The organism is Kitasatospora sp. NPDC056184 (assembly GCF_042268405.1).
GTDB lineage: Bacteria > Actinomycetota > Actinomycetes > Streptomycetales > Streptomycetaceae > Kitasatospora.
Genome location: NZ_JBHJUI010000001.1, coordinates 1 through 23,728, shown reverse-complemented (window position 1 = coordinate 23,728; position 23,728 = coordinate 1). Strand labels below are relative to the sequence as shown.

The following is a 23,728-nucleotide window of genomic DNA, read 5'->3' as shown; positions in this document are numbered from 1 at the left end:
AGCTGACCGGTGGCCACCACAGTGCTTGGCATCTCGGCCTACTACCACGACAGCGCCGCCGCGCTGGTCGGCGCGGACGGCATCGCGGCGGCCGCCCAGGAGGAGCGGTTCAGCCGCCGGCGGCACGACTCCGCCTTCCCCGCGCAGGCCGTGCGGTACTGCCTCGACGAGGCCGGGCTGACGCTGGGCGACGTCGACGCGATCGCCTACTACGAGGACCCGGCGCGCAAGTTCCGCCGGGTGCTCGCCACCTACGCGGCGACCGCGCCGCACACCTGGAGCTCCTTCCGGGAGGTGATGCCGGCCTGGCTCGGCTGGAAGGCGCGCACCCTGGACACCGTGCGCGAGGAGCTGCGCGGACTGGGCCTGGGCGCGGTGCCGCCGCTGAAGCGCTTCGGCCACCACCAGTCGCACGCCGCCTCGGCCTTCCTGCCGAGCCCGTACGAGTCCGCCGCGGTGCTCTGCGTCGACGGCGTCGGCGAATGGACCACCACCTCGCTCTGGCACGGCACCGGGCAGCGCGTCGACCCGGTCGCCGAGCTGCGCTTCCCGCACTCGCTCGGCCTGCTGTACTCGGCCTTCACCTACTTCTGCGGCTTCAAGGTGGACTCCGGCGAGTACAAGCTGATGGGCCTCGCCCCGTACGGGAAGCCGGTGTACGCCCGGCTGATCCGGGAGGAGCTGATCGACCTGAAGCCGGACGGCTCGTTCCACCTCGACACCGACCGGTTCGAATACCTGCACGGCCACGTGATGACCGGCCGGCGGTTCGAGGAGCTGTTCGGCGGCCCCCGCCGGCAGCCCGAGGCACCGCTCACCGAACGGGAGTTCGACCTGGCCGCGTCCGTCCAGGAGGTCACCGAGGAGGTGATGCTCCGGCTGGCCCGCACCGCCCGCGAGCGGACCGGCGAGCGCCGGCTCTGCCTGGCCGGCGGCGTGGCGCTCAACTGCGTGGCGAACGGCCGGATCGTCGAGGAGGGGATCTTCGACGAGGTCTGGATCCAGCCGGCCGCCGGGGACGCCGGCGGTGCCCTCGGGGCCGCCCTGCTGGCCCAGCGCGCGACCCGCCCGCACACCCGCACCGGCCGCGACGCGATGCGTTCCTCCCGGCTCGGCCCGGGCTACGACAACGACCGGATCGCGGCCTACTTCGACGCCAACGCCGTCCCGTACACCCGGCTGACCCCGGAGGAGCTGTCCGGGCGGGTCGCCGAGCAGCTCGCCGACGGCAAGGTGGTGGGCTGGTTCCAGGGCCGGATGGAGTTCGGTCCGCGCGCCCTCGGCGGCCGTTCGATCCTGGGCGACCCGCGCAACCCGGCGATGCAGTCGGTGATGAACCAGAAGATCAAGTTCCGCGAGTCCTTCCGCCCCTTCGCGCCGATCGTGCTGGCCGAGGACGCCGAGGAGTACTTCAAGATCTCCCAGCCCAGCCCCTACATGCTCATCGTGGCCCAGGTCGCCGAACAGCAGCGGCTGGAGTCGGACGGCAGCGCCCGGGGCCTGGACCGGCTCAGGACCGCCCGCTCCACGATCCCCGCGGTGACCCACGTCGACCACTCCGCGCGGATCCAGACCGTCACCGCGGAGGCCGACCCCCGGCTGCACCGGCTGCTCGGCGACTTCAAGGAGCGGACCGGCTGCCCCGTGCTGGTCAACACCTCCTTCAACGTGCGCGGCGAGCCGATCGTGACGAGCCCCGAGGACGCCTACCGCTGCTTCATGCGCACCGACATCGACACCCTCGCCATCGGCGACTTCCTGCTCGCCAAGGCCGACCAGCCGGCCTGGACCGAGGAGGGCGACTGGCGCGACGAGATCCCGCTCGACTGACCGCCCACCACCACGACCGCCCGCTCGGGCCCCTCCCGGAAGGACGACCGCGATGAGTACCACCCCGCCCGGCACCACCCCGCCCACCATCACCCCGCTGAGCACCGCCCGCCGCACCGGCCTGCAACTCCTGCTCCTGCTCGCCTACCTGCTGGTGTTCACCCCGGTCGGGCTCGTCGCCCGACGCTTCCGCGACCCGCTCGACCGCGCGGTGGACCGCACGGCCACCAGCTACTGGATCACGTCCTGACGGAGGGCCGGCATGCCTAAGCGCACTGACATCAAGTCCGTCCTGGTGATCGGGTCCGGCCCGATCGTGATCGGCCAGGCCGCCGAGTTCGACTACTCGGGCACGCAGGCGTGTCGGGTCCTGAAGGCCGAGGGCCTGCGGGTCGTGCTGGTGAACTCCAACCCGGCGACGATCATGACGGATCCGGAGATCGCGGACGCCACGTATGTGGAGCCGATCACCCCGGAGTTCGTGGAGAAGATCATCGCGAAGGAGCGGCCGGACGCGCTGCTGCCGACGCTGGGCGGGCAGACGGCGCTGAACACCGCGATCTCGCTGCACGCGGCCGGGACGCTGGAGAAGTACGGGGTCGAGCTGATCGGCGCGGACGTCGAGGCGATCAACAAGGGCGAGGACCGCGAGCTGTTCAAGGGCGTCGTCGAGGCCGTCAACGCCAAGATCGGGCACGGCGAGTCCGCGCGTTCGGTGATCTGCCACACCATGGACGACGTCCTGGCCGGGGTCGACACCCTGGGCGGCTACCCGGTCGTCGTGCGGCCCTCGTTCACGATGGGCGGCGCGGGCTCCGGTTTCGCGCACAACGAGGAGGACCTGCGCCGTATCGCGGGGCAGGGGCTGACGCTCTCCCCGACCACCGAGGTGCTCCTGGAGGAGTCCATCCTCGGCTGGAAGGAGTACGAGCTGGAGCTGATGCGCGACAAGAGCGACAACGTCGTGGTCGTCTGCTCCATCGAGAACTTCGACCCGATGGGCGTGCACACCGGTGACTCGATCACCGTCGCGCCGGCGATGACGCTCACCGACCGCGAGTACCAGATCCTGCGCGACATCGGCATCGCCGTGATCCGCGAGGTCGGCGTCGACACCGGCGGCTGCAACATCCAGTTCGCGGTGAACCCCGAGGACGGCCGGGTCATCGTCATCGAGATGAACCCGCGGGTGTCCCGCTCCTCGGCGCTGGCGTCCAAGGCCACCGGCTTCCCGATCGCGAAGATCGCGGCGAAGCTGGCCGTCGGCTACACCCTGGACGAGATCCCCAACGACATCACCGAGGAGACCCCGGCCTCCTTCGAGCCGACCCTCGACTACGTCGTGGTGAAGGTCCCGCGGTTCGCGTTCGAGAAGTTCCCGTCCGCGGACGCCACGCTGACCACCACCATGAAGTCGGTCGGTGAGGCGATGGCGCTGGGCCGCAACTTCCCCGAGGCGCTGCAGAAGGCGCTGCGCTCGCTGGAGAAGAAGGGCTCGCAGTTCTCGTGGGCCGGTGCGGTGGGTGACAAGGCGGAGCTGCTGGCCAGGGCCGGGGTGCCGACGGACGGGCGGATCAACACCGTCATGCAGGCCATCCGCGCCGGCGCCACCCCGGAGGAGGTGTTCGAGGCGACGAAGATCGATCCGTGGTTCGTCGACCAGCTGTTCCTGCTGGACGAGATCGCGGGCGAGCTCGCGGAGGCGGACAAGCTGACCCCGGAGCTGCTGCGGCACGCCAAGCGGCACGGTTTCTCGGACCTGCAGGTCGGGGAGATCCGGGGGCTGAGGGCGGATGTGGTGCGGGAGGTGCGGCACGCGCTGGGGATCCGGCCGGTGTTCAAGACCGTGGACACGTGTGCGGCGGAGTTCGCGGCGCGTACGCCGTACTTCTACTCGTCGTACGACGAGGAGAGTGAGGTGGCGCCGCGCAGCAAGCCGGCGGTGATCATCCTGGGGTCGGGTCCGAACCGGATCGGGCAGGGTATCGAGTTCGACTACTCGTGTGTGCACGCCTCGTTCGCGTTGGCCGATGCCGGGTACGAGACGGTGATGGTCAACTGCAATCCGGAGACGGTCTCGACGGACTACGACACCTCCGACCGGCTGTACTTCGAGCCGTTGACGTTGGAGGACGTGCTGGAGATCGTGCACGCCGAGCGGCAGGCCGGGCCGCTGGCGGGGGTGATCGTGCAGTTGGGCGGGCAGACGCCGCTGGGGCTGGCGCAGGCGCTGAAGGACAACGGGGTGCCGATCGTGGGCACTCAGCCGGAGGCGATCGATCTGGCGGAGGAGCGCGGCGCGTTCGGCCGGGTGCTGCGTGATGCGGGCCTGCCGGCGCCGAAGCACGGCACGGCGTTCTCGTTCGAGGAGGCGAAGGCGATCGCGGACGAGATCGGCTACCCCGTGCTGGCCCGCCCGTCGTACGTGCTGGGCGGCCGCGGTATGGAGATCGTGTACGACGAGGCGTCGCTGGCGTCCTATCTGGAGCGCCACGCCGGCCTGATCTCCGAGCATCCGGTGCTGATCGACCGCTTCCTCGACGATGCGGTGGAGATCGACGTCGACGCGCTGTTCGACGGTACGGAGCTGTATCTCGGTGGTGTGATGGAGCACATCGAGGAGGCGGGTATCCATTCCGGGGACTCGGCGTGTGCGCTGCCGCCGATCACGTTGGGCGGGTACGACATCAAGCGGTTGCGGGCCTCGACGGAGGCGATCGCCCGCGGCGTCGGCGTGCGCGGTCTGATCAACATCCAGTTCGCCCTCTCCGGCGACATCCTGTACGTCCTGGAGGCGAACCCGCGGGCGTCGCGGACGGTGCCGTTCACCTCCAAGGCGACCGCGGTGCCGTTGGCGAAGGCGGCGGCGCGGGTGTCACTGGGGGCGACGATCGCGGAGCTGCGGGCGGAGGGTCTGCTGCCGGCCGAGGGCGACGGCGGCACACTGCCGGCGGACGCGCCGATCGCGGTGAAGGAGGCCGTGATGCCGTGGAGCCGCTTCCGCGACGTCCACGGCCGCGGTGTGGACACCGTCCTGGGCCCGGAGATGCGCTCCACCGGCGAGGTCATGGGCCTGGACCGCGTCTTCGGCACCGCCTACGCCAAGACCCAGGCGGCGGCCCAGCTGCCGCTGCCCGCCAAGGGCCGGGCCCTGCTGTCCGTGGCCGACCGCGACAAGCGGGACGCCGTCCTGCCCGCGCTCGCGCTCGCCGGGCTCGGGTTCGAGCTGCTGGCCACCGCCGGCACCGCCGAGGTGCTGCGGCGGGCCGGCGCGCCGGTCACCGTGGTGCGCCGGCCCAGCGAGGGCGAGGGCCCGAACGGCGAGCGGACCGTCGACCGGCTGATCCACGACGGTGAGGTCGACCTGGTCGTCATCACCGGCCGGAGTGCGGCCGGCCCGGCGGGGCGGAGCGGGGACGGCTACCTGATCCGCACCGCCGCCGTCGCCCGCGCCGTGCCCTGCCTGACCACCGTCCAGGCCATGGGCGCCGCGGTCCAGGGCATCGACGCCCTCCAGTCGTCCACCGGTCCGACGGTGACGCCGCTTCAGGAGCTGAGGGCCCGGTACGACCGGCCGGCGTAGACCAGCGGGTCACCGCCGTCCGCGAGCCGGACGGCGGTGACCTCGCCGACCAGGATCAGGTGGTCGCCCGCCGGGTGGCGGGCGTCGACCACGCAGTCGAGCTGGCAGAGGGCGCCCGCGACGGCGGGCAGGTCCCGGGGCGTCAGCTCGGTGTCCGCCGGGTGGAACTTCTCGGCCCCGCCGGTGGCGAACCGGGTGGCCACGGCGGACTGCTCGCGGCGCAGCACGCTCACCGCGAACTCCTCGCAGCCGGCGAGCGCCTTGTAGGCCCCGGCCGTCTCGGCCACGCAGACCAGCACCAGGGCCGGTTCCAGCGACACCGAGCAGAACGAGGTCGCGGTGAGTCCCTGCGGGGTGCCGTCGCTCCCCCGGGCGGTCACCACCACCACGCCCGCGGCGGTGCGGGCCATCGCCGAGCGCAGGTCGTCGCGGGTCACCGCGCGCCCGTTCACGGCAGCACCACCGTCTGGGCCGCGTAGTTGAGGCCGGCGCCGAAGCCGACCAGCAGCGCGGTGTCCCCGCTCGCCGCCGCGCCCCCGGTGAGCAGGGTCTCCAGGGCGAGCGGGATCGAGGCGGCGGAGGTGTTGCCGGTCTCGACGACGTCGCGGGCGACGGCGGTGGCGGGTGTCAGGCCGAGGCGCTCCACCATCAGCTCGGTCATCCGGAGGTTGGCCTGGTGCGGGACGAAGGCGCCGAGGTCCGCCACGGACTGGCCGGCGGCCTCCAGGGCCGCCAGCGCGGCGGGGGCCACCTCCTCCATCGCCCAGCGGAACACCCGGCGGCCGTCCATCCGCATCCAGGGCCGCTCCTCGCCGGCCCACGGCGCCGTCATGCGCAGGGCCTCGGCGTAGGCGCCGTCGGAACGGCGGACCACCGGACCGATCCCGGGCCGGTCGGCGGGGCCGACCAGCACGGCACCGGCGCCGTCCGCGAAGAGCAGGGCGCTGGTGCGGTCGGTCGGCTCGACGATGTCGGTCATCCGCTCGGCCCCGATCACCAGCGCCCGGCGGGCTCCCCCGGTGCGGACGGTGTCGGAGGCGACCGCGAGGGCGTGGCAGAAGCCCGCGCAGGCGGCCGACAGGTCGAAGGCGGCGGCGCGGTCGGCGCCCAGCCGGTGCGCCACCACGGCGGCCAGCGCCGGCGTCTGGACCAGGTGGGACATGCTGGCCACCACGACGAGGTCGACGTCGGCGGCGCGCGCCCCGGCCCGATCCAGGGCCCGCCCGGCGGCCTCGGCGGCCATCATCGGCAGGGTCTCGTCGGGCCCGGCGAAGCCGCGCCGGCGGATCCCGCTGCGGGTCTCGATCCACTCCGGGGTGGAGTCGATGCTCCGGCACAGCTCCGCATTGTCGACGCGTCGGCGGGGCCGGTAACCGCCGACTCCGAGTATTTCGCTGTGTCCGGTGCCGGCGACGCGTATTGGCCGTTTCCGCGCGTACACCACTTCGCTTCTCCATTTCGCCGTCCACTACCGGGCGAGGCGATCCTCACAATCGGCGCTGGAAAAGCCCTTGAGCCTCGCTGGGCAGCCGTACAATTCAAGGACGCGGGGTCCGGCGGACGGGCGGACGCGAACGGGGAAGGGGGACTCGGTGATACGACTGCTCATCGCCGAAGATGTACGGATGGTGCGCGGCGCACTGGTGGCGCTGCTCGAACTGGAGTCGGACGTCACGGTGGTCGCGGAGGTCGGCAGCGGCGAGGAGGTGGTGCCGGCGGCCCTGGAGTCCCGACCCGACCTGGCGGTCCTGGACATCAACCTGCCGGGCCTGGACGGCCTGGACGCCGCCGAGCGGCTCTGGGCCCGGGTGCCCGGCTGCCGGGTCCTGCTGCTCACCAGCCTGAGCCACCCCACCGTGCTGCGGCGGGCGCTGTCGCTGCCGATCGCCGGGGTGCTGCTGAAGGACGCCCCGCCGAGCGAACTGGTGTCCGCGGTGCGCCGGGTGATGGCCGGTGAGCGGGTGGTCGACCCGCAGCTCGCGCTGAGCTTCTCGCTGCCGACGGACGGCCTGCTCACCCCGCGCGAGGTCGAGGTGCTGCGGCTGGCCGCCGAGGGCGACGACGTGCGGCAGATCGCCCAGCAGCTGCACCTGTCGGTGGGGACGGTGCGCAACTACCTGACGGCGGTCGTGCAGAAGCTCGACGCCAGGAACCGGATCGACGCCGTCCGCATCGCCCGGGAGGCGGGCATGATCTGACGGCCGCGGACGGCCCGGGCATGAGAAATTCACGGTCCGCGCGTGAGATCATCACTAGGCCCTCCGGAACTCCTCATGCAATACTCCAGGAAACAGACATTTCCATGGAGGCACACGTATGGACATCAGTGTTCTGGGGCCGCTGGAAATACGAATCGACGGAAACTTCATCGTTCCGAGTGCCGGAAAACCGCGACAATTGCTCGCACTGCTCGCACTGCGGGCGGGCCGAATAGTCCAGGTACCCACGCTGATGGAGGAGGCGTGGGGGGCGCGGATACCGCGCAGCGCCCAGACGACGCTGCAGACCTACGTCCTGCAACTGCGCCGCCGGATCGCGGCCGCGCTGCCGGCCGGCGCCCCGCAGACGGCCAAGGAGGTGCTGGCCACCCGGCTCGGCGGCTACCAGCTGACCGGCGCGGTGCACGACTCCGACCTGCGGACCTTCCAGCGGCTGACCGCCGAGGGCAGCGCGGCCCTGGACGCCGGGGACGCCCGCCGGGCCTCCGACGCCCTCGGCCGCGCGCTGCGGCTGTGGCGCGGACCGGCGCTGGCCGACGTCCCGGTGGGACCGGTGCTGGAGACCGAGGTGCTGGGCATGGACGAGGCCCGCACCCGGACCGTCGAGCTGCGGGTGGAGGCGGACCTGCAACTCGGCCGGCACGCCGAAATCCTCGGCGAACTGCGGATGCTGACGGCCCGGCATCCTCTGCACGAGAACTTCTCCGCCCAGTTGATGATCGCCTACTACCGCTCCGGCCACACCTGGCGCGCCCTGGAGACGTACCAGCGGCTGCGCGGCGCGCTGGTCGGCGAGCTGGGGGTGGAGCCCTCCCGCCGGGTGCAGCGGCTGCACCAGCTGGTCCTCGGCGGCTCGCCCGGCCCGCTCCGGGCCGACCTTCCCGAACTGCCCGAATTCGCCCTGGAGGTGTCGCGGTGACCACCCGTCCGAGGACCTACCGCAGCGCGGCCGTGATCGGCACCGGCACCATCGCGCTCGGTTGGATCGCCCTGTTCGCCGCCCGGGGGCTGGAGGTGCGGATCAGCAGCACCCGCGCCGACGCCCGGGAGCACGTGACGGCGGCGCTGCCGCTGTACGCGGCCTCGCTGCCCGACGGGCCGGCCGATCCGGCCGAGCTGGCGGCCCGGCTGGTGTTCGCCCCCGACCTGGCGAGCGCGGTCGCGGGAGTCGACGTGGTGCAGGAGAACGCCCTGGAGGACCTGCCGCTCAAGCAGCGGCTGTTCGCCGAGGCGGCCGCGGCCGCGCCGGAGGCCCTGCTGCTCTCCTCCACCTCGACCCTGCTGCCGGACGACCTGGGGGCCGGGCTCGACACCCCCGGCCGGGTGGTGGTCGGCCATCCGTTCAACCCGCCGCACATCGTGCCGCTGGTCGAGGTGGTGGCCGGCCGGGACGCCGCGCCGGAGACCGTCGAGGCGGCGGTGGACTTCTACCGGTGGCTGGGCAAGACGCCGGTGGTGCTGCGCCGCGCGGTGCCCGGCTTCGTCGCGAACCGGCTGCAGTCGGCGCTGCTGCGGGAGAGCATCCACCTGGTGCGCGAGGGCGTGGTCACGGTGGACGAGCTGGACGAGGTGGTGACCGCCTCGATCGGCTCCCGGTGGGCGGTGGTGGGCCCCTTCCACGCCTTCCACCTGGGCGGCGGGCCGGGCGGGCTGCGGCACTGGCTGGAGCACCTGGGCAGCGGCCTCGAACGCAGCTGGGCGCTGCTGGGCTCGCCGCCGGTGGACCGGGAGACGATCGACACCCTCCTCGCCCAGGCCGACGCCTCGTTCGGGGCGGTGCCGTACGAGGAGCTGGCCGCCCGGCGCGACCGGGGGCAGAACGCGGTGATCGCGGCGGCGGCGCGGGCCCGGACGCCGTGACGCCGCCCGGCGGCCCACGACGGGGAGGGGGCCCGGCCGCGGTGGCCGGGCCCCCCCCCCGTCCGGGGTGGCCGCCTGCTCAGAAGGACGCGTGGTCCTGGGTCACCCGGCGCTCCAGGGTGCGCAGTTCGCCGTCCTCCCGGACCAGGACGTCGCGCACGACGCAGGCCGGTGCGACGACCGGCTGGAACTGCCCGGGCCGGGTGGTCAGCACCAGGGCGTAGAACTCGGTGTGCACGCTGCCGTCGGGCTGCTCGCGCACGTCGAGCATGTTGAACCAGTGCCGGCGCTGCACCGGGTCCTGGGCGAACCGCCGCTCATTGTAGGAGCGGACCTCGGCGGCGATCGCCTCCCGGCCGCGGACGGCCGGCGCGTCCGGCGAGTGGTCGAACACGCCGTCCGCCGCGAAGGTCGCCGCGAACGGCTCGGCGCGCACGGCGTCCAGGTGCTGCATCTGGCGGGCGTAGAACAGCTGCACCTCCGCGTAGAGCCCGGACAGGGCCGGGTTGGCCACGGGGGCGGCGGGGGTGGGGGTGGGGGTGGGGGTGGTCGTGGTGCTCGGCACCGGCTTCCTCCTCGGTCGGAACGGCCTCGCGGACGGTCCCGGCCACCCTCGCCGGGCGGGCTCAACCCGCCCTGGAGCCGGTCTGGAGGAACTCCGCCGCGTGGTCCTCGACCCAGCCCCGGAACGTCCGGGCCGGCCGGCCGGTGATCTCCTCGACGGTGGCGACCAGCGGCGGCGGCACCCGGCGCAGGTACTCCTCGACGCCGAGCAGCGCCCGGGCGTAGGCCTCCGGCAGCCGCTCGCCGACCAGCCGCACCCAGGCCTCGGCGCTCAGCCGGCGGACGGTCAGCGGACGGCCGGTCACCTCGGCGAGGATCCGCACCCGTTCCGGGGTGTCCAGCGCCTGCGGCCCGGAGAGCACCAGCGGCCCCGGTCCGGCGTCGGCGCCGAGCAGGACGGCGGCGGCCACGTCGGCGATGTCCCGGGGATCGATCACCGGCAGGGCGAGGTCCGGGTGGACGGCGCCGATCACGCCCGCCCCGCGCACGGCGGGGATCCACTGCCGGGCGAGCGAGGCGAACGGTCCCGGCCGCAGCACCGTGACCGGCCGGCCGGCGGCCTTCAGGACGGCCTCGCCCTGCCGGTGCTTGCGGAACAGCGGGTTGTCCCCGGCCGGGTCGGCGGGCGCGGCGGGCGCGGCGGCGGAGAGCAGCACCAGGTGCTCCGGGCCGCGGCCGGCCGCCCCGTGCAGCGCCTCGGCGACGGCGGCGCCGGCGTCCTCGGCCAGCAGGACGAAGGCCCGATCGACGCCGTCGAACGCGGCGCGCACGGCCGCCGGGTCGGTCAGGTCGCCCGGGGCGAGGTGGATCCCGGCGGGCAGCAGGGCGGCGGCCCGGGCCGGGTCGCGGACCAGCGCCCGCACCTCCGCGCCGTCCTTGAGCAGTCGGCGGGCCAGATGGCTCCCGACCGCCCCGGTGGCTCCGGTGACCAGCACTCTCGTCGGCATGCCGCCTCCCGCGGGTCCGTACGGGCGGCGCGGTGCCGCCCGCCGACCAGCGAAGCGCGGGCGGCTCGAAGACCGCTCCAGCGCGGCTCGGCCGGGCGGTGGACACGGGTCAGTCGCGGGGGCGGGAGGCGCCGTTCTCGTAGGCCTCGATGGTGCGGACGAACAGGGCGCGTTCCTCGGGCGCGAGCGGCGCGAAGGCGCTACGCCAGGCGGCCGCGCCGTTGGCCAGCCAGCCCTCGATGGCCGCCCTGGTCTCCGGTTCCTCGGTGATGGTGACGATGGTGCGCCGGCGGTCCGCCGGATCCTCCTGACGCTCGACCACGCCCTGCCGGCTGAGGTCGCTGACCATCAGGCTCACCGTGGTCGGGGCCACCTCCAGCCGCGCCGCCAGCTGGTTGACCGGCATCGGCCCGTCGAACAGCAGGTAGGACAGCATCGACAGGTGACGGGGCGCCAGGTTCGCCGAGCGCAGCCGCTCGGGCACCGGCGTGCGCTTGAGCCGCGCCGCCACCCTCGGCATGAGGAGCAGCATCGCGCAGATCGCCTCGTCGGTGCTCAGGCCGTGCCCGGGCCCGGCGTCGGACGCGTGTTCCGTTGACATCCCTCCACCCCTCCTCATAACTTTGCTTTCAAAGCAAAGTCTCTGTCCGCTCCCCCAGAGTACCGGAAGGGGCGTCCCATGCCCGTGCCCCGGCCCGCATCCGAGCAGTACAACCCCCGCCGCTGGGCCGCCCTGGTGGTCACCATGGCGGCCACCGTGATGGATCTGATCGACGGAACGGTCCTCCAGGTCGCCTTACCCACGCTCCGCCGCGAGTTGCACGCCTCCTCGACCCAGCTCGAATGGGCCATGGCGGGCTACACCCTGGCCTTCGCCTCCGGCATGATCACCGCCTCCCGGCTCGGCGACCGCTACGGCCGGCTCAAGGTGTTCCAGGCCGGACTGATCGCCTTCACCCTCACCTCGCTGGTCACCGGCCTCTCGGTCAACCCGGAGATGCTGGTCGCCGTCCGGATCCTCCAGGGCGCCTGCGCCGCCCTGATGGTGCCGCAGGTGCTCGCCATGCTCCGGGTGGAGTTCCCGCCCGTCGAGCAGCAGCGCGCCGCCACCGTCTACGGCCTGACCTTCTCGATCGGCGGCGTCGGCGCCCCGCTGCTCGGCGGCCTGCTGCTCGACGCCGACCTGTTCGGCCTCAGCTGGCGGCCGATCTTCTTCGTCAACGTGCCGGTCGGCATCGCCGCGCTGATCGGCACCGTGCTGCTCTGCCGCGACTCCCGCTCCGAGTACGCCTCCACCACCGACGTGCGCGGCCTCGTCCTCGCCACCGCCGCCGTGCTCGCCCTGCTCTACCCGCTGGTCGAGGGCCGCACCCTGGACTGGCCGTGGTGGACCTTCGCCGTCATGGCCGCCTGCCCGGTCCTGCTCTGGGTCTTCGGCCGCTACGAGCGCACGGTCGTCGCCCGCGGCCACACCGCGCTGCTCGACCCGGCGCTGCTGCGCCAGCGGGCCGCCCTCGGCGGGCTCTCGGTCGCCGTGCTGTTCTTCGCCGGCGCCGCGTACCCGGTGATCCTGACCGTCCACCTGCAGAGCACCGTCGGCTTCTCCCCGCTGCACACCGCGCTCACCATGGTGCCCGCCGCCGTCGGCGTCGGCCTCTTCTCGCCGTTCGCCACCAAGCTGCGCCAGCTCGGCCGGCCGCTGGCGGTGGTCGGCTGCCTGGTGCTCGCCCTGGGCATGGGCCTCACCACCCTCACGGTCGCCCGCTACGGCACCGGGCTGCACTCCTGGCAGCTGATCCCGGGTCTGCTCGTCGGCGGCGTCGGCATGTCGATGGCCTCGGGCGTGCTGATCGCCACCGTCCTGGCGAAGACCCCGGGCCACCACGTGGGCGCCGCGGCCGGGCTGGTCAACACGGCCATCCAGATCGGCACCGCCTCCGGCGTGGCGCTGCTCGGCACCGTCTACTTCGGCCTGCTGGACGGCGGCCACCCGCCGATCCGCTCCGCCACGACCGGCCTGCTGGTCGTCGTCGGCCTCTACCTGCTGGCCGCCCCGGCCGCGATGATCCTCCCCGGCGGCCGGCTGGTGTTCATGGCGGCCCGCCCCCCGCAGCAGCAGACCCCCCAGGAGCCCGCCGACGCCGGGGCCGCCCAGGCCTGACGGCGGCCCACGGGCACGGCTGCCGGTGGAGGGGGCGGGACGGCCGGCCCCTCCACCGGCAGCCGTGCCGGGCACCGCGCCGCCGGGCCGACGGTGGGAGCTCCCGGTCCGCCGCACCGGCGCGTCCCGGACCGGCCCGCCGGACCGTTCTCCGGGGCGGGCGGACGCGACCGGAGGTCCAGTGGGTCTCCACCGGGCGGCGGAAGACTGCGCTCCTCCACCGTTCACCACCGTCCCCCGGAGGGAAGTGCCGCCGTGAAGGAGCATTCCGACCTGACCGAGGTGTGCCGGCTGGCCTCGGCGCACGCGCAGCGGGCCGAGCGCGAGTACCGGCTCGTCCCCGAGGTCGCCGAGGCCGTCCGGGAGGCCGGGTTCGCCCGGCACTTCGTCCCCGCCGCGTGGGGCGGCGACGAAGGCGGCTTCGGCACCTGTCTCGACGCCGTCGCCGAACTCGCCCGGCACGACCCGTCCGCCGCCTGGTGCGCGTCGATCGCCGCGACCCTCGGCCGGATGGCCGGGTTCCTGCCCGAGGAGGGCCGCCGCACCCTCTGGGCGGACGGCCCGGACGCGCTGGTGGCGGGGGCGCTGGTGCCCGCCGGTACCGCCGTCGCCGAGGACGGCGGCTGGCGGCTCGAAGGCCGCTGGTCCTACGTCAGCGGCATCGACTCCTCGGACGCCGCGCTGCTCGCCTGCCTCGTTCCGGTGCCCGGCGGCGGGCCGGACGAGCGGGAGGCGCGGTTCCTGCTGGTCCCCCGCTCCGCCTACCGGGTCGAGGAGACCTGGCGCACCGTCGGCATGCGCGGGACCGGCAGCCACACCCTGGTGCTGGACCCGGTGCACGTCCCCGTCGGACACACCTTCACCACCGGCGAGCTGCTGGCCGGCCGGTCGGCCGACGGGGCGCCCGCGCCGCTCGCCGTCGCGCTGCGCGACGTCAGCGGGCTGACCTTCGCCGCGCCGGTGCTGGGCGCGGTCCGGGGCGCGCTGGACGCGTACGGCGCCGCCGCGGCCCGCCGCAAGCCCTCGGCGGCGGCCGGGTCCGCGCTCGCCCGGGCCTCCGCCACCGCCGACGCCGCCGCGCTGCTGCTGGCCCGGGCCGCCGAGGACGCCGACCGGGGCGTCCGGGGCGAGTGGCACGGCGCCCGGGCGCAGCGCGACCAGGCGGCGGCCGCGGAGCTGCTGCTGGCCGCGGTGAACGGGCTGGCCGGGACGGCCGGGACCGGCGCGCTGCAGGAGGAGGCGCCCTTCCAGCGGTTCTGGCGGGACGCCACCACCGGCGCCACCCACGCCGTCCTGCAGTGGGAGCCGGCCGCGCACCGCTTCGCGACCGCCGAACTCGCCGGCCGCCGGGCGGACTGACGTTCCGCTCACGCGGGAAGGGGGCTGCGGGCCGAAGCCCGCAGCCCCCTTCCGCTGCCGTGCGGCGGCCGGTCAGCCGGCCGCTTCGTCGGTGACGGTGTAGTCGCCGATGGTCAGCTCGGCGCCCTGGCCGAAGAGCCGGCTGCTCTCCAGGCTCTCCTCGTCGGCGAAGGACTGCTCGTGCGGCTCGCCGGCGTCGGGGCGGAAGTAGGTGGTGGCCCGGGAGAGCCGGACCAGGCCGCGCCCGGTCGGCCAGGAGCCGTCCAGCAGGCTCAGCATGCCCATCCCGAAGCTGAGCTGGCGCGGCTCGACCACGGTCAGCTCGCCGCCCTCGTCGAGGGTGAGCGTCTCGCGGGCGAGCGGCAGGCCGATCCGGTCCACCCGCAGCACCTCCTCGTCCTCCAGCAGCCAGCGGACCACGCCGGCGCCCCGGTCGTAGGAGATCCGCACCCGGTGGCGGTCGCCCGGGGTGCGGTCGAGCAGCGGCACGGTGCAGGCGAAGGAGCCGTACCGGCCGAGCAGGCGGCGGGCGAAGTTGGTCCGCCCGTAGAAGGCGTACAGCCGCCGGTTGGTCAGGATGAAGTCGAAGGCGACCGAGGTCTCCGGGTCGATGGTGTTCAGCATGGCGCCGGCGAGCCGCAGGTCGTCCTCGGGGTCGCGGACGGCGTCGCCGAACGGGTGGCCGGCGGTGCCGTAGGTGCGGCCGGAGACGGTGGCGGAGACGGAGAGCACCCGGCCGGGGACGGCGTCGAAGCCCTGGAAGCCGGAGGCGGCGGTGCGGTTGACGTAGGCGATCCACTTGGCGTGGTCGGCGAAGCCGGGCACCACTCCGGCCTGTCCGCGCTCGCTGGGCACCGTCCGGGTGTAGGCGGGCTCGCCGGTCTCCGGGTGGCGGCCCCGGGAGGCCAGGCGCAGGCCCTCCTCGGTGACGGTGAGGTCGGCGTCGTCGGCGATCAGCTCGGCCGTGGCCTGGACGTGGCGCCAGCGGGCGTCCGGCCCGGCGGCGGACAGGCCGTCCCGGAAGTCGTCCCGGAAGAGCACGGCGGTGTCGGGGGTGGTGCGGGCGGGCGGGTTCATCGCGGCTCCTCGGGTCGGGCGGTGGGTGCGGCCGGGGCGAGCAGGAGGTCGACGACCTCGGCGAAGGACCCGACGACCGGGTCCGCTCCGGCGGCGGTGAGTTCGGCGGCGGTCGCCGCGCCGTACGAGACGCCGAGGACGCGCATGCCGGCGGCGCGGCCCATGCCGACGTCGGCGACGCCGTCGCCGACCACCACGCAGGAGCCGGCCGGCAGGCCGAGCCGCCCGGCGGCGTACCGGGCCATCGCCGGGTGCGGTTTGCCGTGCTCGACGCTGTCGTGGCCGGCGACCGCGGTGAAGGCGTCGGCGACGCCCATCAGGGCGAGGATCTTCTCGGCGGCCCCGCGCGGCTTGGAGGTGGCGACCGCGAGCCGCAGCCCGGCCGCGGTCAGCCGGCGCAGGCCCTCGGGCACGCCCGGGTAGCAGAGGGCGGCGCCGGCGGCCGTCAGGTGGGCGCGGAAGCGGGCCTGGTAGTCGGCGGCGGCGGCGGCCACCTCGGGGCCGTCGGCCGGCCGGCCGAGCAGCCGGGCGAGGCTGGGCTCCAGCGGCAGGCCGACGGTCGCGCGCAGCGCGTCCGGGTCGGGGCGCACCCCGCGTTCGGCGAGCACGGCGGTGAGCAGGGTGGTGATCGCCCCCGGGGTGTCGGCGAGGGTGCCGTCGAGGTCGAACAGGACGCCGGCCGGTGCGCCGCCGGTCATGCCCGCTCCCCCGCCGGCCGCCCGGCCCCGGCCCCTGCCTCGGCCTCGGCGAGGGCGGAGAGCGCGACCGACAGCTCGCCGGCCAGCGTGGCGGTGCTCAGCAGCAGGGAGCGGCCGGCCTTGGCGGTGCGGCCCTCGGTGGCCCGGGAGACGGCCTTCATCAGGAACGGGCTGACGGCGTTGCCGGTGACCCCGGCGGCGTCCGCCTCGGCGAGCGCCCGCTCGATCGCGGTCTCCACCACGGCCGCGTCCAGCGCGTCCTCCTCCGCCACCGGCGTGGTGAGCAGGACCGTGCCGCCGCCGTTGACCTCCCAGTGCGCCCGGACGGTGCGCGCGGCCTGGCGGACGTCGTCCACCCGGTGGACCGGGACGTCGGTGGCGCGCGCGTAGAAGGCGGGCAGCCGGTCGGTGCCGAAGCCGAGCACCGGCACGCCGGCGGTCTCCAGGTACTCGGCGGTGAGCCGGGCGTCCAGGATGCTCTTGGCGCCGCCGGAGACGACGGTGATCCGGGTGCGGGTGAACTGGAGCAGGTCCGGCGAGATGTCGAAGGTCTGCTGCGCGCGGCGGTGCACGCCGCCGATGCCCGCGGTGGCGAAGACCGGGATGCCGGCCCGCTCGGCGATCACGATGGTGCCGGCCACGGTGGTGGCGCCGGCGCCGCCGCCGGCCAGCACCGGGCCGATGTCGCGGGCGCTGACCTTGGGCACGCCGGGGGTGGTGCGCAGCCGCTCGATCTGGTCGGCGTCGATGCCGACGAGCAGCCGGCCGTCGAGGATGCCGATGGTGGCGGGCACGGCGCCGCCGTCCCGGACGGCCTTCTCGATGGCGAGGGCGGCGTCGACGGACGGCGCGTTGGTGATGAGCGAGGATTCGAGGGCGACCACCGGCCGCCGCTCGGCCAGTGCGGTGCCGACTTCCTCGGTGATGGCGAGGAGCTGGTCCACGGCCATCGCCTCCTTTCCGGACAGGGCTGGTCGTCGTGGGTGTCCGCAGCCTGGCCGCGGCGGCTGGAGCAGTGGTCGAGCGGGCGTGGAGGGAGCGGTTCGACCGGAATTCGAGGGGGCGTGGACAGAGTGTGCGGCGCACCGTCCGCGGCCCTCCCGGCCGCTCCTCGGTGCTCAGTGATCCGATGCGCAGGGAGACGCGATGAACGGGAAAGTGAAGGCGGCGATCGGCGTCGCGATGACCGTGGCCAGCGTGGCCGGGGCCGGCGGGACCGCCGTCGCGGACACCGGTGCGGACACCGCCGACCGGCGGTCCGGCCAGGTCCTCTTCCACGACGAGTTCCGCGGCGGCTTCGACACCGCCCAGGCCTGGCAGCTGGGTTCGGCGAAGACCGCGACCGGACAGACGCTGCCGCAGGGCGACGGGGTGATCACCGCCGGGCGCCGCGGCATCACCGTGGTGCCGACCGGCACCAACCCGGTCACCGGCCGGCCGGCCTTCGCCGCGACGACCGACCAGAACGCGACCGGCTTCGGCGGCGGCACCGGTGACCACCTCAAGTGGGTGGCGCAGCCGCGGCGTTCCTCCGCCAACGGCGTGCCGATCCCGGACACCGGCGCGCTGGTCTGCTCCAGCAAGCTGGCCGTCCGGGCGGACTACGTCGACCAGCACCCGTTCGGCGGCGCGGTCGCCGACCCGCAGACCGACCCGCGGCTGGCGAGCGCGACGCTGATCTCGGTCGACCACACCACCCACACGGTGGCCAACCTGACGGTCACCAACGGCGAGATCCACGCGGTCTACGAGCGGCTGCCGATCCCCGGCAGCACCTACGCCGCGTACCACTTCTCCGTCCCGGTCGCCAAGCGCACCCCGGGCCGGGCGGACAACCTGGAGATCAAGTTCGACCAGGGCGGGCAGCGCGTCACCTGGCTGGTGAACGGCAAGGACGTGCTGTCCACCGACCGGATCGGCACGCTGGCCTTCGACCGCAAGTACCTGCGGCTGGACCACGGCGGTACGCCGGAGCAGGTCCGGGCGAGCTCGGTGCAGTGCGGTCTGGGCACCGGCAACCTGCTGGACGGCGGCGGCGGGGTGAAGGACCGGGACAAGCGCGGTCTGGTCCGCCTCGGCAAGGAGGAGAACTTCTACTACAAGCCGTCGCAGGGCGCGCCGGCCCAGCAGGCCTTCCTGGACGACAGCAGCCTGGAGCGGAACCGGCTCTGGGGCCAGGGTGTGACGCTGAACGTGCGCTCGTTCGACATGCGGTACGTGAAGTAGGCGCCGGCGGAAGGCCGGACGGGGCCGCGGACCTCCTGGTCCGCGGCCCCGTCCGCGTGCCCCGTCCGCGTGCCCCGTCCGCGTGCCCCCGGCGGAGGGCGGCAGCGGAACGGCCGGGACCCGCCGGGGAGGTACCGGCGGGTCCCGGCCGTCGGCCGGTGTGCGGCGTCAGCGCGCGGCGCTGCCGTAGAGGTCGTCGGCGACGGCGCGGCGGACGGTGGTGCGCCGGTCGTCGACGAGTTCCCACTGGTCGCCGTAGATCAGCCGGACCATCGCCGGGAAGCGCAGGAAGGCGTGCGGGAACCCGGCCGGCACCGCGCTGACCCGCTCCAGCGCGGACAACTGATCGTCGTCCAGGGTCAGTTCGGCGGAGGCGAGGTTCTGCCGCAGCTGTTCCTCGGAGGTGGCGCCGACCAGCGGGACCACCGTGCCGGGCCGCGAGCGCAGCCAGGCCAGCGCGACCTGCGCGGGCGGGCGGCCGACCGCCTCGGCGACGGCGAGGACCTCGCGGACGACGTCGTCGCCCTCCCCGCGGGCCCGGCCCCAGGCGACGGTGTCCAGCCGCCCGGTGCCGCCGGTCAGGTACTTGCCGGTGAGCCGGCCGTCGGCCAGCGGCCCCCAGGCGAGCACCGGGAGGTCGAAGGCGTGGGCCATCGGCAGGAGTTCGCGCTCGGCGGTGCGGTCGAGGAGGTTGTAGTGCAGCTGGAGGCCGACGAAGGCGGACCAGCCGCGCAGCTCGGCGAGGGTGTTGGCCTGGGCGACCTCCCAGGCGGGCCAGTCGGAGACGCCGATGTGGAGCACCTTTCCGGCCCGGACGACGTCCTCCAGGGCGCGCATCACCTCGGGCACCGGGGTCAGGGTGTCCCGGGCGTGCACCCAGAGCAGGTCCAGGTGGTCGGTGCGCAGCCGGCGCAGGCTCGCCTCCAGGGAGGTGACGAGGTTCTTGCGGTGGTTCCCGGCCGAGTTGAGGTCCCCCGGCCGGGTCTGCATCGTGTACTTGGTGGTCAGCACGAACCGGTCGCGGCGGCCGGCGAGGAGTTCGCCGAGCCGCGACTCGGCGGTGCCGTTGCCGTACTCGTTGGCGGTGTCGATCAGGTTGCCGCCGGCGTCGGCGTACAGGTCGAGCAGGCGGCCGGGGACCTCGGGGGGCAGTTTCCAGTCGGTGCCGAAGGTCATGGTGCCGAGGGCGAGTTCGGAGACCCTCAGGCCCGACTTGCCGAGCAGCGTGTAGCGCATGTCAGCACGCTCCGTGGTTCGGGGGCCCCGGCCAGCCCGGGGCCCGGTCAGGATGGACGGGGCACGTCCAGCGCCGGGAGCAGGTGCTCCTCCTCGTAGGCGAAGTGCTCCTCCAGGCCGTTGATCGCGCGGTCGAGCTCCGCCCGGAGCTCGGCGACGTCGCCGCCCTCGGCCGCGAGGCCGCGCTCCAGCACCTCCTCCAGGCGGGCGAGCGCCTCCTCGACCACCTTGTGCTCCTCCCGCAGCCGGGTGATGGCGGGCACGAGGTGCGGGAACTGCTGCTCGAAGGCGGTGAAGGAGCCGTCCTCGCGGGTGTGGTGCATCTGCAGTCCGTAGCAGAAGGTCAGGCAGCGGCGGTGCAGCTGCCGGGTCAGGTCGGCGGTCGGACGGGCGGCGCCCCCGCCGTCGAGCGCGGCCTCGACGGCGGCGCGGACCTCGGCGAGCTCGGTGCGCAGCTCGTTGTGGTGGATGATCAGCTGACGGCCGATCATCTTGTTGCGCTCGTTGTCGGTGGAGAGGTCCAGCGGGTGCAGGGCGACCACGGGGATGACCCGGGTGGTCTTCTCCTGGTACTCCCGGAAGGCCGGGCTGATGGTGCTCTGCAGCTCGTACAGCCGGTCGCGCTCCTCGCCCTCCAGGACGACGGCGCGGGTGGCGAAGGGCTTCACGTGCCCCTCGTCGGTGCCGATCTCCATGGTGACCTGGGGCGCGGCCACCAGGTTGTGGTACCAGTCGGGGTGTTCCGGGCTGCCGAGGTTGGAGGCGAACACCAGGTAGCGGCCGCCGTCGCGCAGGTAGATCGCGGGGTTGGTGTGCGGCTTGCCCGTACGGCGGCCGGCGGTGGTGATCACCACCATCGGGGCGCCTTCGAACATGCCCCCCACCTTCCCGTTGTTCTCCCGGAACTCCTTGATGATCCGTTCGTTCCAGCTCATGAGGGCACTCCTATCGTTTGCTTTGAAAGCAAAGGTAAGCTAACGGGGCCGCCGATGCCTGTCAACACCCGGCCGCGCCGTCACGCGTCCCCGCGCACCGTCAGCTCACGCACCCTCAACTCCGCCCCCGCGCCGAACAGTCGGCTCTCCGGACGGCTGCGCTCGTCGACGAACGCCTGCGGCGCCGGGGCACCCGCCCGCACGTCGGCGTAGAAACCGGGCTCGGCGTCCAGCCGCACCAGGGCGCGCCCGTCCGGGCCCGCGCCGTCCAGCAGCGTCAGCACCGCCAGCCCTGCGGCCAGTTGACCCAGCCGCACCGGCTCCCCCGGCTCGCCGCCGTGGTCCAGCAGCAGGTGCCGGCGCCCCGGCAGCCGGTGGCCGATCCGGTCCACCGCCAGCACCTCGGCACCGTCCAGCAGCCAGGTCACCCGGGTGCCGGAGCGGTCCACCCGGACGGCGCAGCGGTGCCAGTCGCCGGGCGTCCGGTCGGCCACCGGCACCGCGTGGCTGAACGCGGCCCGGCGCGGGGCGGCCGGGGCGGTGCCGGGCGGCGGCGGCAGGCACTCGTACAGCGCGAACACCCGGGTGTCGGTGAGCAGGAAGTCGAAGACCGTCCGGCTCACCGGGTCGAGCAGCACCAGGCCCGCCGCCGCCAGCCGCGGGTCGCCCGCCGGATCGGCCACCGCCGCGCCGAACGGGTGCCGCCCGGTGCCCGGGAAGCGCGCGGCCAGCACCGCGTCCACCGTCAGCGCGCCGCCGGCCGGCACGTCGAACCCCGGCAGCCCGGAGCGGGCGGTGTGCCGCACCACGGCCGTCCACTTCAGGTGGTCGCCGCGGCCGCCGCCGGGCGCGTCCGGGGCGCGGGTCGCCGTGAAGACCGGCTCGTCGGTGGCCGGGTCGGTGCCCGCGGAGCGCACCGCCAGGCCGTCGGCCGAGGCGGCGGCGATCCCGTCGCCGCCCGCCTGCCAGCGCGCCGCGGTGTCGAACCCGGCGCGGAAGTCGTCGTGGAAGAGCGCGTCCGTCACGCCGTCACCCTCGCGGCGCGGCCAGGATTCTGACTTGAGCCCCGGTCCACCCCGGGTCAAGGCCCTCCCCGCACGCTCCCGACGACGACCAGCGGCCGACGGCCCACGACCCACCGGAGACGACGATGACCGAGCACCGCCGGACCGTCCTGCTGCTGCCCGGCCAGGGCGCCCAGCGCGAACGCATGGCCGCCGGCCTGTACGGCGGCGAACCGGTCTTCACCGCGGAGCTGGACCGGTCGTTCGCCGCCCTCGGCGCCCGCGGCGAGCAGCTGCGCGAGGCCTGGCTGCGGCCCGCCCCCGAGCCGGCCATGGACGACGCCGCGACCTCCCAGCCGCTGCTGCTGGCCGTCGGCCACGCGCTCGGGCGGGCCGTCGAGGCCGCCGCCGGCCCGCCCGCGCTGCTGCTCGGCCACAGCGTCGGCGAGCTGGCCGCCGCGGCGCTCGCCGACGTCTTCCCGGCCGACCGGCTGGCCGTGCTCGTCGACGCCCGCAGCGGCGACCTCGACCCGGGCACCCGCGGCGGCATGCTCGCCGTCGCCGCCGCCCCCGCCGACCTGCCGCCCCGGCTCGGCCCCGGCGTCGCCCTCGCGGCCCTCAACGGCCCCCGGCAGACCGTCCTCGCCGGCCCGTCCGCCGCCCTCGGCGCCACCGCGGAACGGCTGCGCGCCGCCGGCCACACGGTCCGCGCCCTGCGCTCCGGCCACGCCTTCCACTCCCCCGCCCTGGCACCCGCCGCCCACCGCTTCGGCGCCGCGCTCGCCGGACTCGGCCCACGGCCGCCGCGCACCCCCGTGCTCTCCGCGTGCACCACCGCCGAGGTCCGCCCCGAGGAGGCCCGCGACCCGGGCTTCTGGGCCGGCCAACTCGCCCGCCCGGTCCGCTGGTGGCCGGCCCTGTCGGCCCTGCTCGACCGCTCCGGCACCAGCCCCGGCCTGGTCCTCCTGGACGCGAGCCCCGACCGCAGCCTCTCCACCCCCGCCCGCCACCACCCCGCCGTCCGCTCCGGCGCCACCGTCGTCGCCCCCCTCCTCGCCGCCCCGGCCCACGCCGGCACCCCCGCCGACCTCACCGCCTTCCACGCCGCCCTCGCCCGTCTGCCCCACCGCACCTGAACCGGAGCCGCGCGCCCCGAACGCGACGGCCGCCCGGGACGGTGCTCCAGTGGGGGTGCAGGGGCACTCCAGGGCGGGGGCGCAGGGTGGGGGGTATGACAGCTGAGCCGTTTCGGGAGAGCGTGCTCTGGTCGGTGGTGCTGCCGGTGCGGCCCTTCGGGGCGGCCAAGCAGCGGCTGGCCCGGCACAGCGGGCGTCACCATGCCGAGCTGGCGCACGCGTTCTATCTGGACACCCTGCGGGCGGCGCGGGCCGCGCCCGGAGTCGGGCTGGTGCTGGTGGTGACCGACGACCCGCTGGCCGCCCGGCAGGCGCACACGCTGGGTGCGGCGGCCGTGCCCGAGGGGCGGCGGGCCGGACCGGACGCGGCCGCCCTGGCGGGGGCCGCGGCGCTCGCCCCGGGCAGCCCGGTGGCCGTGCTCGCCTCCGATCTGCCCACCCTGCGGCCGGAGGAGCTGGCGGAGCTGCTGGAACGGGCGCGGCGCCACCGCCGGGCCCGGGTCGCCGACCACACCGGCGCCGGCACCACGGTGGTGACGGCGCTGCGGGCCGCCGAGCTGGTCCCGTCGTTCGGGCGGGCGTCCGGGGCCGGGGAGCCGGTGCTGGCCGCCGGGTCCGGTCTGCGGCTGGACGTGGACACCCCGGCCGACCTGGCCCGGGCCCGCGCCCGGGGGCTGGGGCTGTTCTCCGCCGCCGTCCTCGACACCTGGGTCCGTCCGCCGGCCGCCCGTGCCCGCCGCACGGGCGTTCCCGTCTGACGCGCCGCCGCACACCGGAACGGCCCCGGCCGGGGAAGGCCGCTGTTGGCGAATTCGGGGTCGTGATCATTTTGCCCCGCCGAGCTAGTGCTCGGCGGGGCGAAGTGCTGCGAAGTGGGTGGTGCGGGTGCGGGC

22 protein-coding genes are annotated in these 23,728 nt (G+C 74.8%); 11 read left to right on the top strand and 11 right to left on the bottom strand.

What is annotated here, in order from left to right; genetic code table 11:
• The first annotated feature begins 9 nt into the window (after positions 1–9).
• The 3 genes from ACFC0B_RS00110 to carB are packed head-to-tail and all read left to right on the top strand — an operon-like array spanning position 10 to position 5,413.
• Positions 10–1,830 (top strand): carbamoyltransferase, encoded by a 1,821-nt coding sequence (locus ACFC0B_RS00110; protein WP_376079924.1) that lies wholly within the window; start codon positions 10–12, stop codon positions 1,828–1,830.
• A 52-nt stretch (positions 1,831–1,882) separates the two neighbouring features.
• Complete coding sequence (locus ACFC0B_RS00105) at positions 1,883–2,080, top strand: hypothetical protein (RefSeq protein ID WP_376079921.1); 198 nt, start codon at positions 1,883–1,885, stop codon at positions 2,078–2,080.
• Between the two features lie 12 nt (positions 2,081–2,092).
• Positions 2,093–5,413: a carbamoyl-phosphate synthase large subunit gene (carB, locus tag ACFC0B_RS00100; protein WP_376079918.1), complete on the top strand. Its 3,321-nt coding sequence runs from the start codon at positions 2,093–2,095 to the stop codon at positions 5,411–5,413.
• On the opposite strand, the gene ACFC0B_RS00095 is transcribed toward carB, so the two are convergent.
• Both ACFC0B_RS00095 and ACFC0B_RS00090 read right to left on the bottom strand, forming a co-directional pair.
• On the bottom strand, positions 5,377–5,865 hold the full coding sequence (locus ACFC0B_RS00095; RefSeq protein ID WP_376079916.1) for a flavin reductase family protein: 489 nt from the start codon (positions 5,863–5,865) through the stop codon (positions 5,377–5,379). The two genes, carB and ACFC0B_RS00095, sit on opposite strands and share 37 nt — an antisense overlap.
• The gene (locus tag ACFC0B_RS00090) at positions 5,862–6,854 is read right to left on the bottom strand and encodes a beta-ketoacyl-ACP synthase 3 (RefSeq protein WP_376082290.1); all 993 of its coding nucleotides are present in this window, start codon (positions 6,852–6,854) and stop codon (positions 5,862–5,864) included. The genes ACFC0B_RS00095 and ACFC0B_RS00090 overlap by 4 nt, the downstream gene beginning before the upstream one ends.
• 151 nt (positions 6,855–7,005) lie before the next feature.
• Between ACFC0B_RS00090 and ACFC0B_RS00085 the strand changes: the two genes are divergently transcribed.
• From ACFC0B_RS00085 to ACFC0B_RS00075, 3 genes are all read left to right on the top strand, one after another.
• The gene (locus ACFC0B_RS00085; RefSeq protein ID WP_376079913.1) at positions 7,006–7,611 is read left to right on the top strand and encodes a DNA-binding response regulator; all 606 of its coding nucleotides are present in this window, start codon (positions 7,006–7,008) and stop codon (positions 7,609–7,611) included.
• A gap of 118 nt (positions 7,612–7,729) precedes the next feature.
• Positions 7,730–8,551 (top strand): BTAD domain-containing putative transcriptional regulator, encoded by an 822-nt coding sequence (locus tag ACFC0B_RS00080; protein ID WP_376079910.1) that lies wholly within the window; start codon positions 7,730–7,732, stop codon positions 8,549–8,551.
• A complete protein-coding gene (locus ACFC0B_RS00075; RefSeq protein WP_376079909.1) occupies positions 8,548–9,492 on the top strand; it encodes a 3-hydroxyacyl-CoA dehydrogenase NAD-binding domain-containing protein in 945 nt (314 codons plus the stop codon). Before ACFC0B_RS00080 ends, ACFC0B_RS00075 begins: the two co-directional genes overlap by 4 nt.
• A 79-nt stretch (positions 9,493–9,571) precedes the next feature.
• On the opposite strand, the gene ACFC0B_RS00070 is transcribed toward ACFC0B_RS00075, so the two are convergent.
• The 3 genes from ACFC0B_RS00070 to ACFC0B_RS00060 all read right to left on the bottom strand — a co-directional run bounded on the left by ACFC0B_RS00070 (position 9,572) and on the right by ACFC0B_RS00060 (position 11,604).
• Positions 9,572–10,057 carry a nuclear transport factor 2 family protein gene (locus ACFC0B_RS00070; RefSeq protein WP_376079906.1) on the bottom strand — a complete coding sequence of 162 codons (486 nt, stop codon included), beginning with the start codon at positions 10,055–10,057 and terminating at the stop codon, positions 9,572–9,574.
• 61 nt (positions 10,058–10,118) lie between these two features.
• Positions 10,119–11,003 carry an SDR family NAD(P)-dependent oxidoreductase gene (locus ACFC0B_RS00065; RefSeq protein ID WP_376079904.1) on the bottom strand — a complete coding sequence of 295 codons (885 nt, stop codon included), beginning with the start codon at positions 11,001–11,003 and terminating at the stop codon, positions 10,119–10,121.
• Between the two features lie 109 nt (positions 11,004–11,112).
• On the bottom strand, positions 11,113–11,604 hold the full coding sequence (locus tag ACFC0B_RS00060; RefSeq protein WP_376079901.1) for a MarR family winged helix-turn-helix transcriptional regulator: 492 nt from the start codon (positions 11,602–11,604) through the stop codon (positions 11,113–11,115).
• A gap of 78 nt (positions 11,605–11,682) precedes the next feature.
• Between ACFC0B_RS00060 and ACFC0B_RS00055 the strand changes: the two genes are divergently transcribed.
• Both ACFC0B_RS00055 and ACFC0B_RS00050 read left to right on the top strand, forming a co-directional pair.
• The gene (locus ACFC0B_RS00055; RefSeq protein ID WP_376079900.1) at positions 11,683–13,164 is read left to right on the top strand and encodes an MFS transporter; all 1,482 of its coding nucleotides are present in this window, start codon (positions 11,683–11,685) and stop codon (positions 13,162–13,164) included.
• A gap of 255 nt (positions 13,165–13,419) precedes the next feature.
• Positions 13,420–14,523: a hydrolase gene (locus tag ACFC0B_RS00050; RefSeq protein ID WP_376079897.1), complete on the top strand. Its 1,104-nt coding sequence runs from the start codon at positions 13,420–13,422 to the stop codon at positions 14,521–14,523.
• Positions 14,524–14,595: 72 nt separating this feature from the next.
• On the opposite strand, the gene ACFC0B_RS00045 is transcribed toward ACFC0B_RS00050, so the two are convergent.
• From ACFC0B_RS00045 to ACFC0B_RS00035, 3 genes are read right to left on the bottom strand one after another with little or no spacing between them, the layout of a single operon-like run.
• On the bottom strand, positions 14,596–15,600 hold the full coding sequence (locus tag ACFC0B_RS00045) for a DUF6081 family protein (RefSeq protein WP_376079894.1): 1,005 nt from the start codon (positions 15,598–15,600) through the stop codon (positions 14,596–14,598).
• Positions 15,597–16,298 (bottom strand): HAD family hydrolase, encoded by a 702-nt coding sequence (locus ACFC0B_RS00040; protein WP_376079891.1) that lies wholly within the window; start codon positions 16,296–16,298, stop codon positions 15,597–15,599. The genes ACFC0B_RS00045 and ACFC0B_RS00040 overlap by 4 nt, the downstream gene beginning before the upstream one ends.
• Positions 16,295–17,248, bottom strand: a complete 954-nt coding sequence (locus ACFC0B_RS00035) for a pseudouridine-5'-phosphate glycosidase (protein ID WP_376079889.1) — start codon at positions 17,246–17,248, stop codon at positions 16,295–16,297. Before ACFC0B_RS00035 ends, ACFC0B_RS00040 begins: the two co-directional genes overlap by 4 nt.
• Before the next feature lie 196 nt (positions 17,249–17,444).
• On the opposite strand from ACFC0B_RS00035, the gene ACFC0B_RS00030 reads away from it, so the two are divergent.
• Positions 17,445–18,524: a DUF6081 family protein gene (locus tag ACFC0B_RS00030; protein WP_376079887.1), complete on the top strand. Its 1,080-nt coding sequence runs from the start codon at positions 17,445–17,447 to the stop codon at positions 18,522–18,524.
• A 168-nt stretch (positions 18,525–18,692) separates the two neighbouring features.
• On the opposite strand, the gene ACFC0B_RS00025 is transcribed toward ACFC0B_RS00030, so the two are convergent.
• The 3 genes from ACFC0B_RS00025 to ACFC0B_RS00015 all read right to left on the bottom strand — a co-directional run bounded on the left by ACFC0B_RS00025 (position 18,693) and on the right by ACFC0B_RS00015 (position 21,720).
• Positions 18,693–19,760, bottom strand: a complete 1,068-nt coding sequence (locus ACFC0B_RS00025) for an aldo/keto reductase (protein WP_376079884.1) — start codon at positions 19,758–19,760, stop codon at positions 18,693–18,695.
• Positions 19,761–19,807: 47 nt separating this feature from the next.
• Positions 19,808–20,695 (bottom strand): nitroreductase/quinone reductase family protein, encoded by an 888-nt coding sequence (locus ACFC0B_RS00020; RefSeq protein WP_376079881.1) that lies wholly within the window; start codon positions 20,693–20,695, stop codon positions 19,808–19,810.
• An 80-nt stretch (positions 20,696–20,775) separates the two neighbouring features.
• Positions 20,776–21,720, bottom strand: coding sequence for a DUF6081 family protein (locus ACFC0B_RS00015; protein WP_376079879.1), 945 nt, complete (start codon positions 21,718–21,720; stop codon positions 20,776–20,778).
• 125 nt (positions 21,721–21,845) lie between these two features.
• On the opposite strand from ACFC0B_RS00015, the gene ACFC0B_RS00010 reads away from it, so the two are divergent.
• Complete coding sequence (locus ACFC0B_RS00010; protein WP_376079877.1) at positions 21,846–22,835, top strand: acyltransferase domain-containing protein; 990 nt, start codon at positions 21,846–21,848, stop codon at positions 22,833–22,835.
• Positions 22,836–22,930: 95 nt separating this feature from the next.
• Entirely contained in the window at positions 22,931–23,593 is a 663-nt protein-coding gene (locus ACFC0B_RS00005) for an NTP transferase domain-containing protein (RefSeq protein WP_376079875.1), read from the top strand.
• Positions 23,594–23,728: the final 135 nt, after the last annotated feature.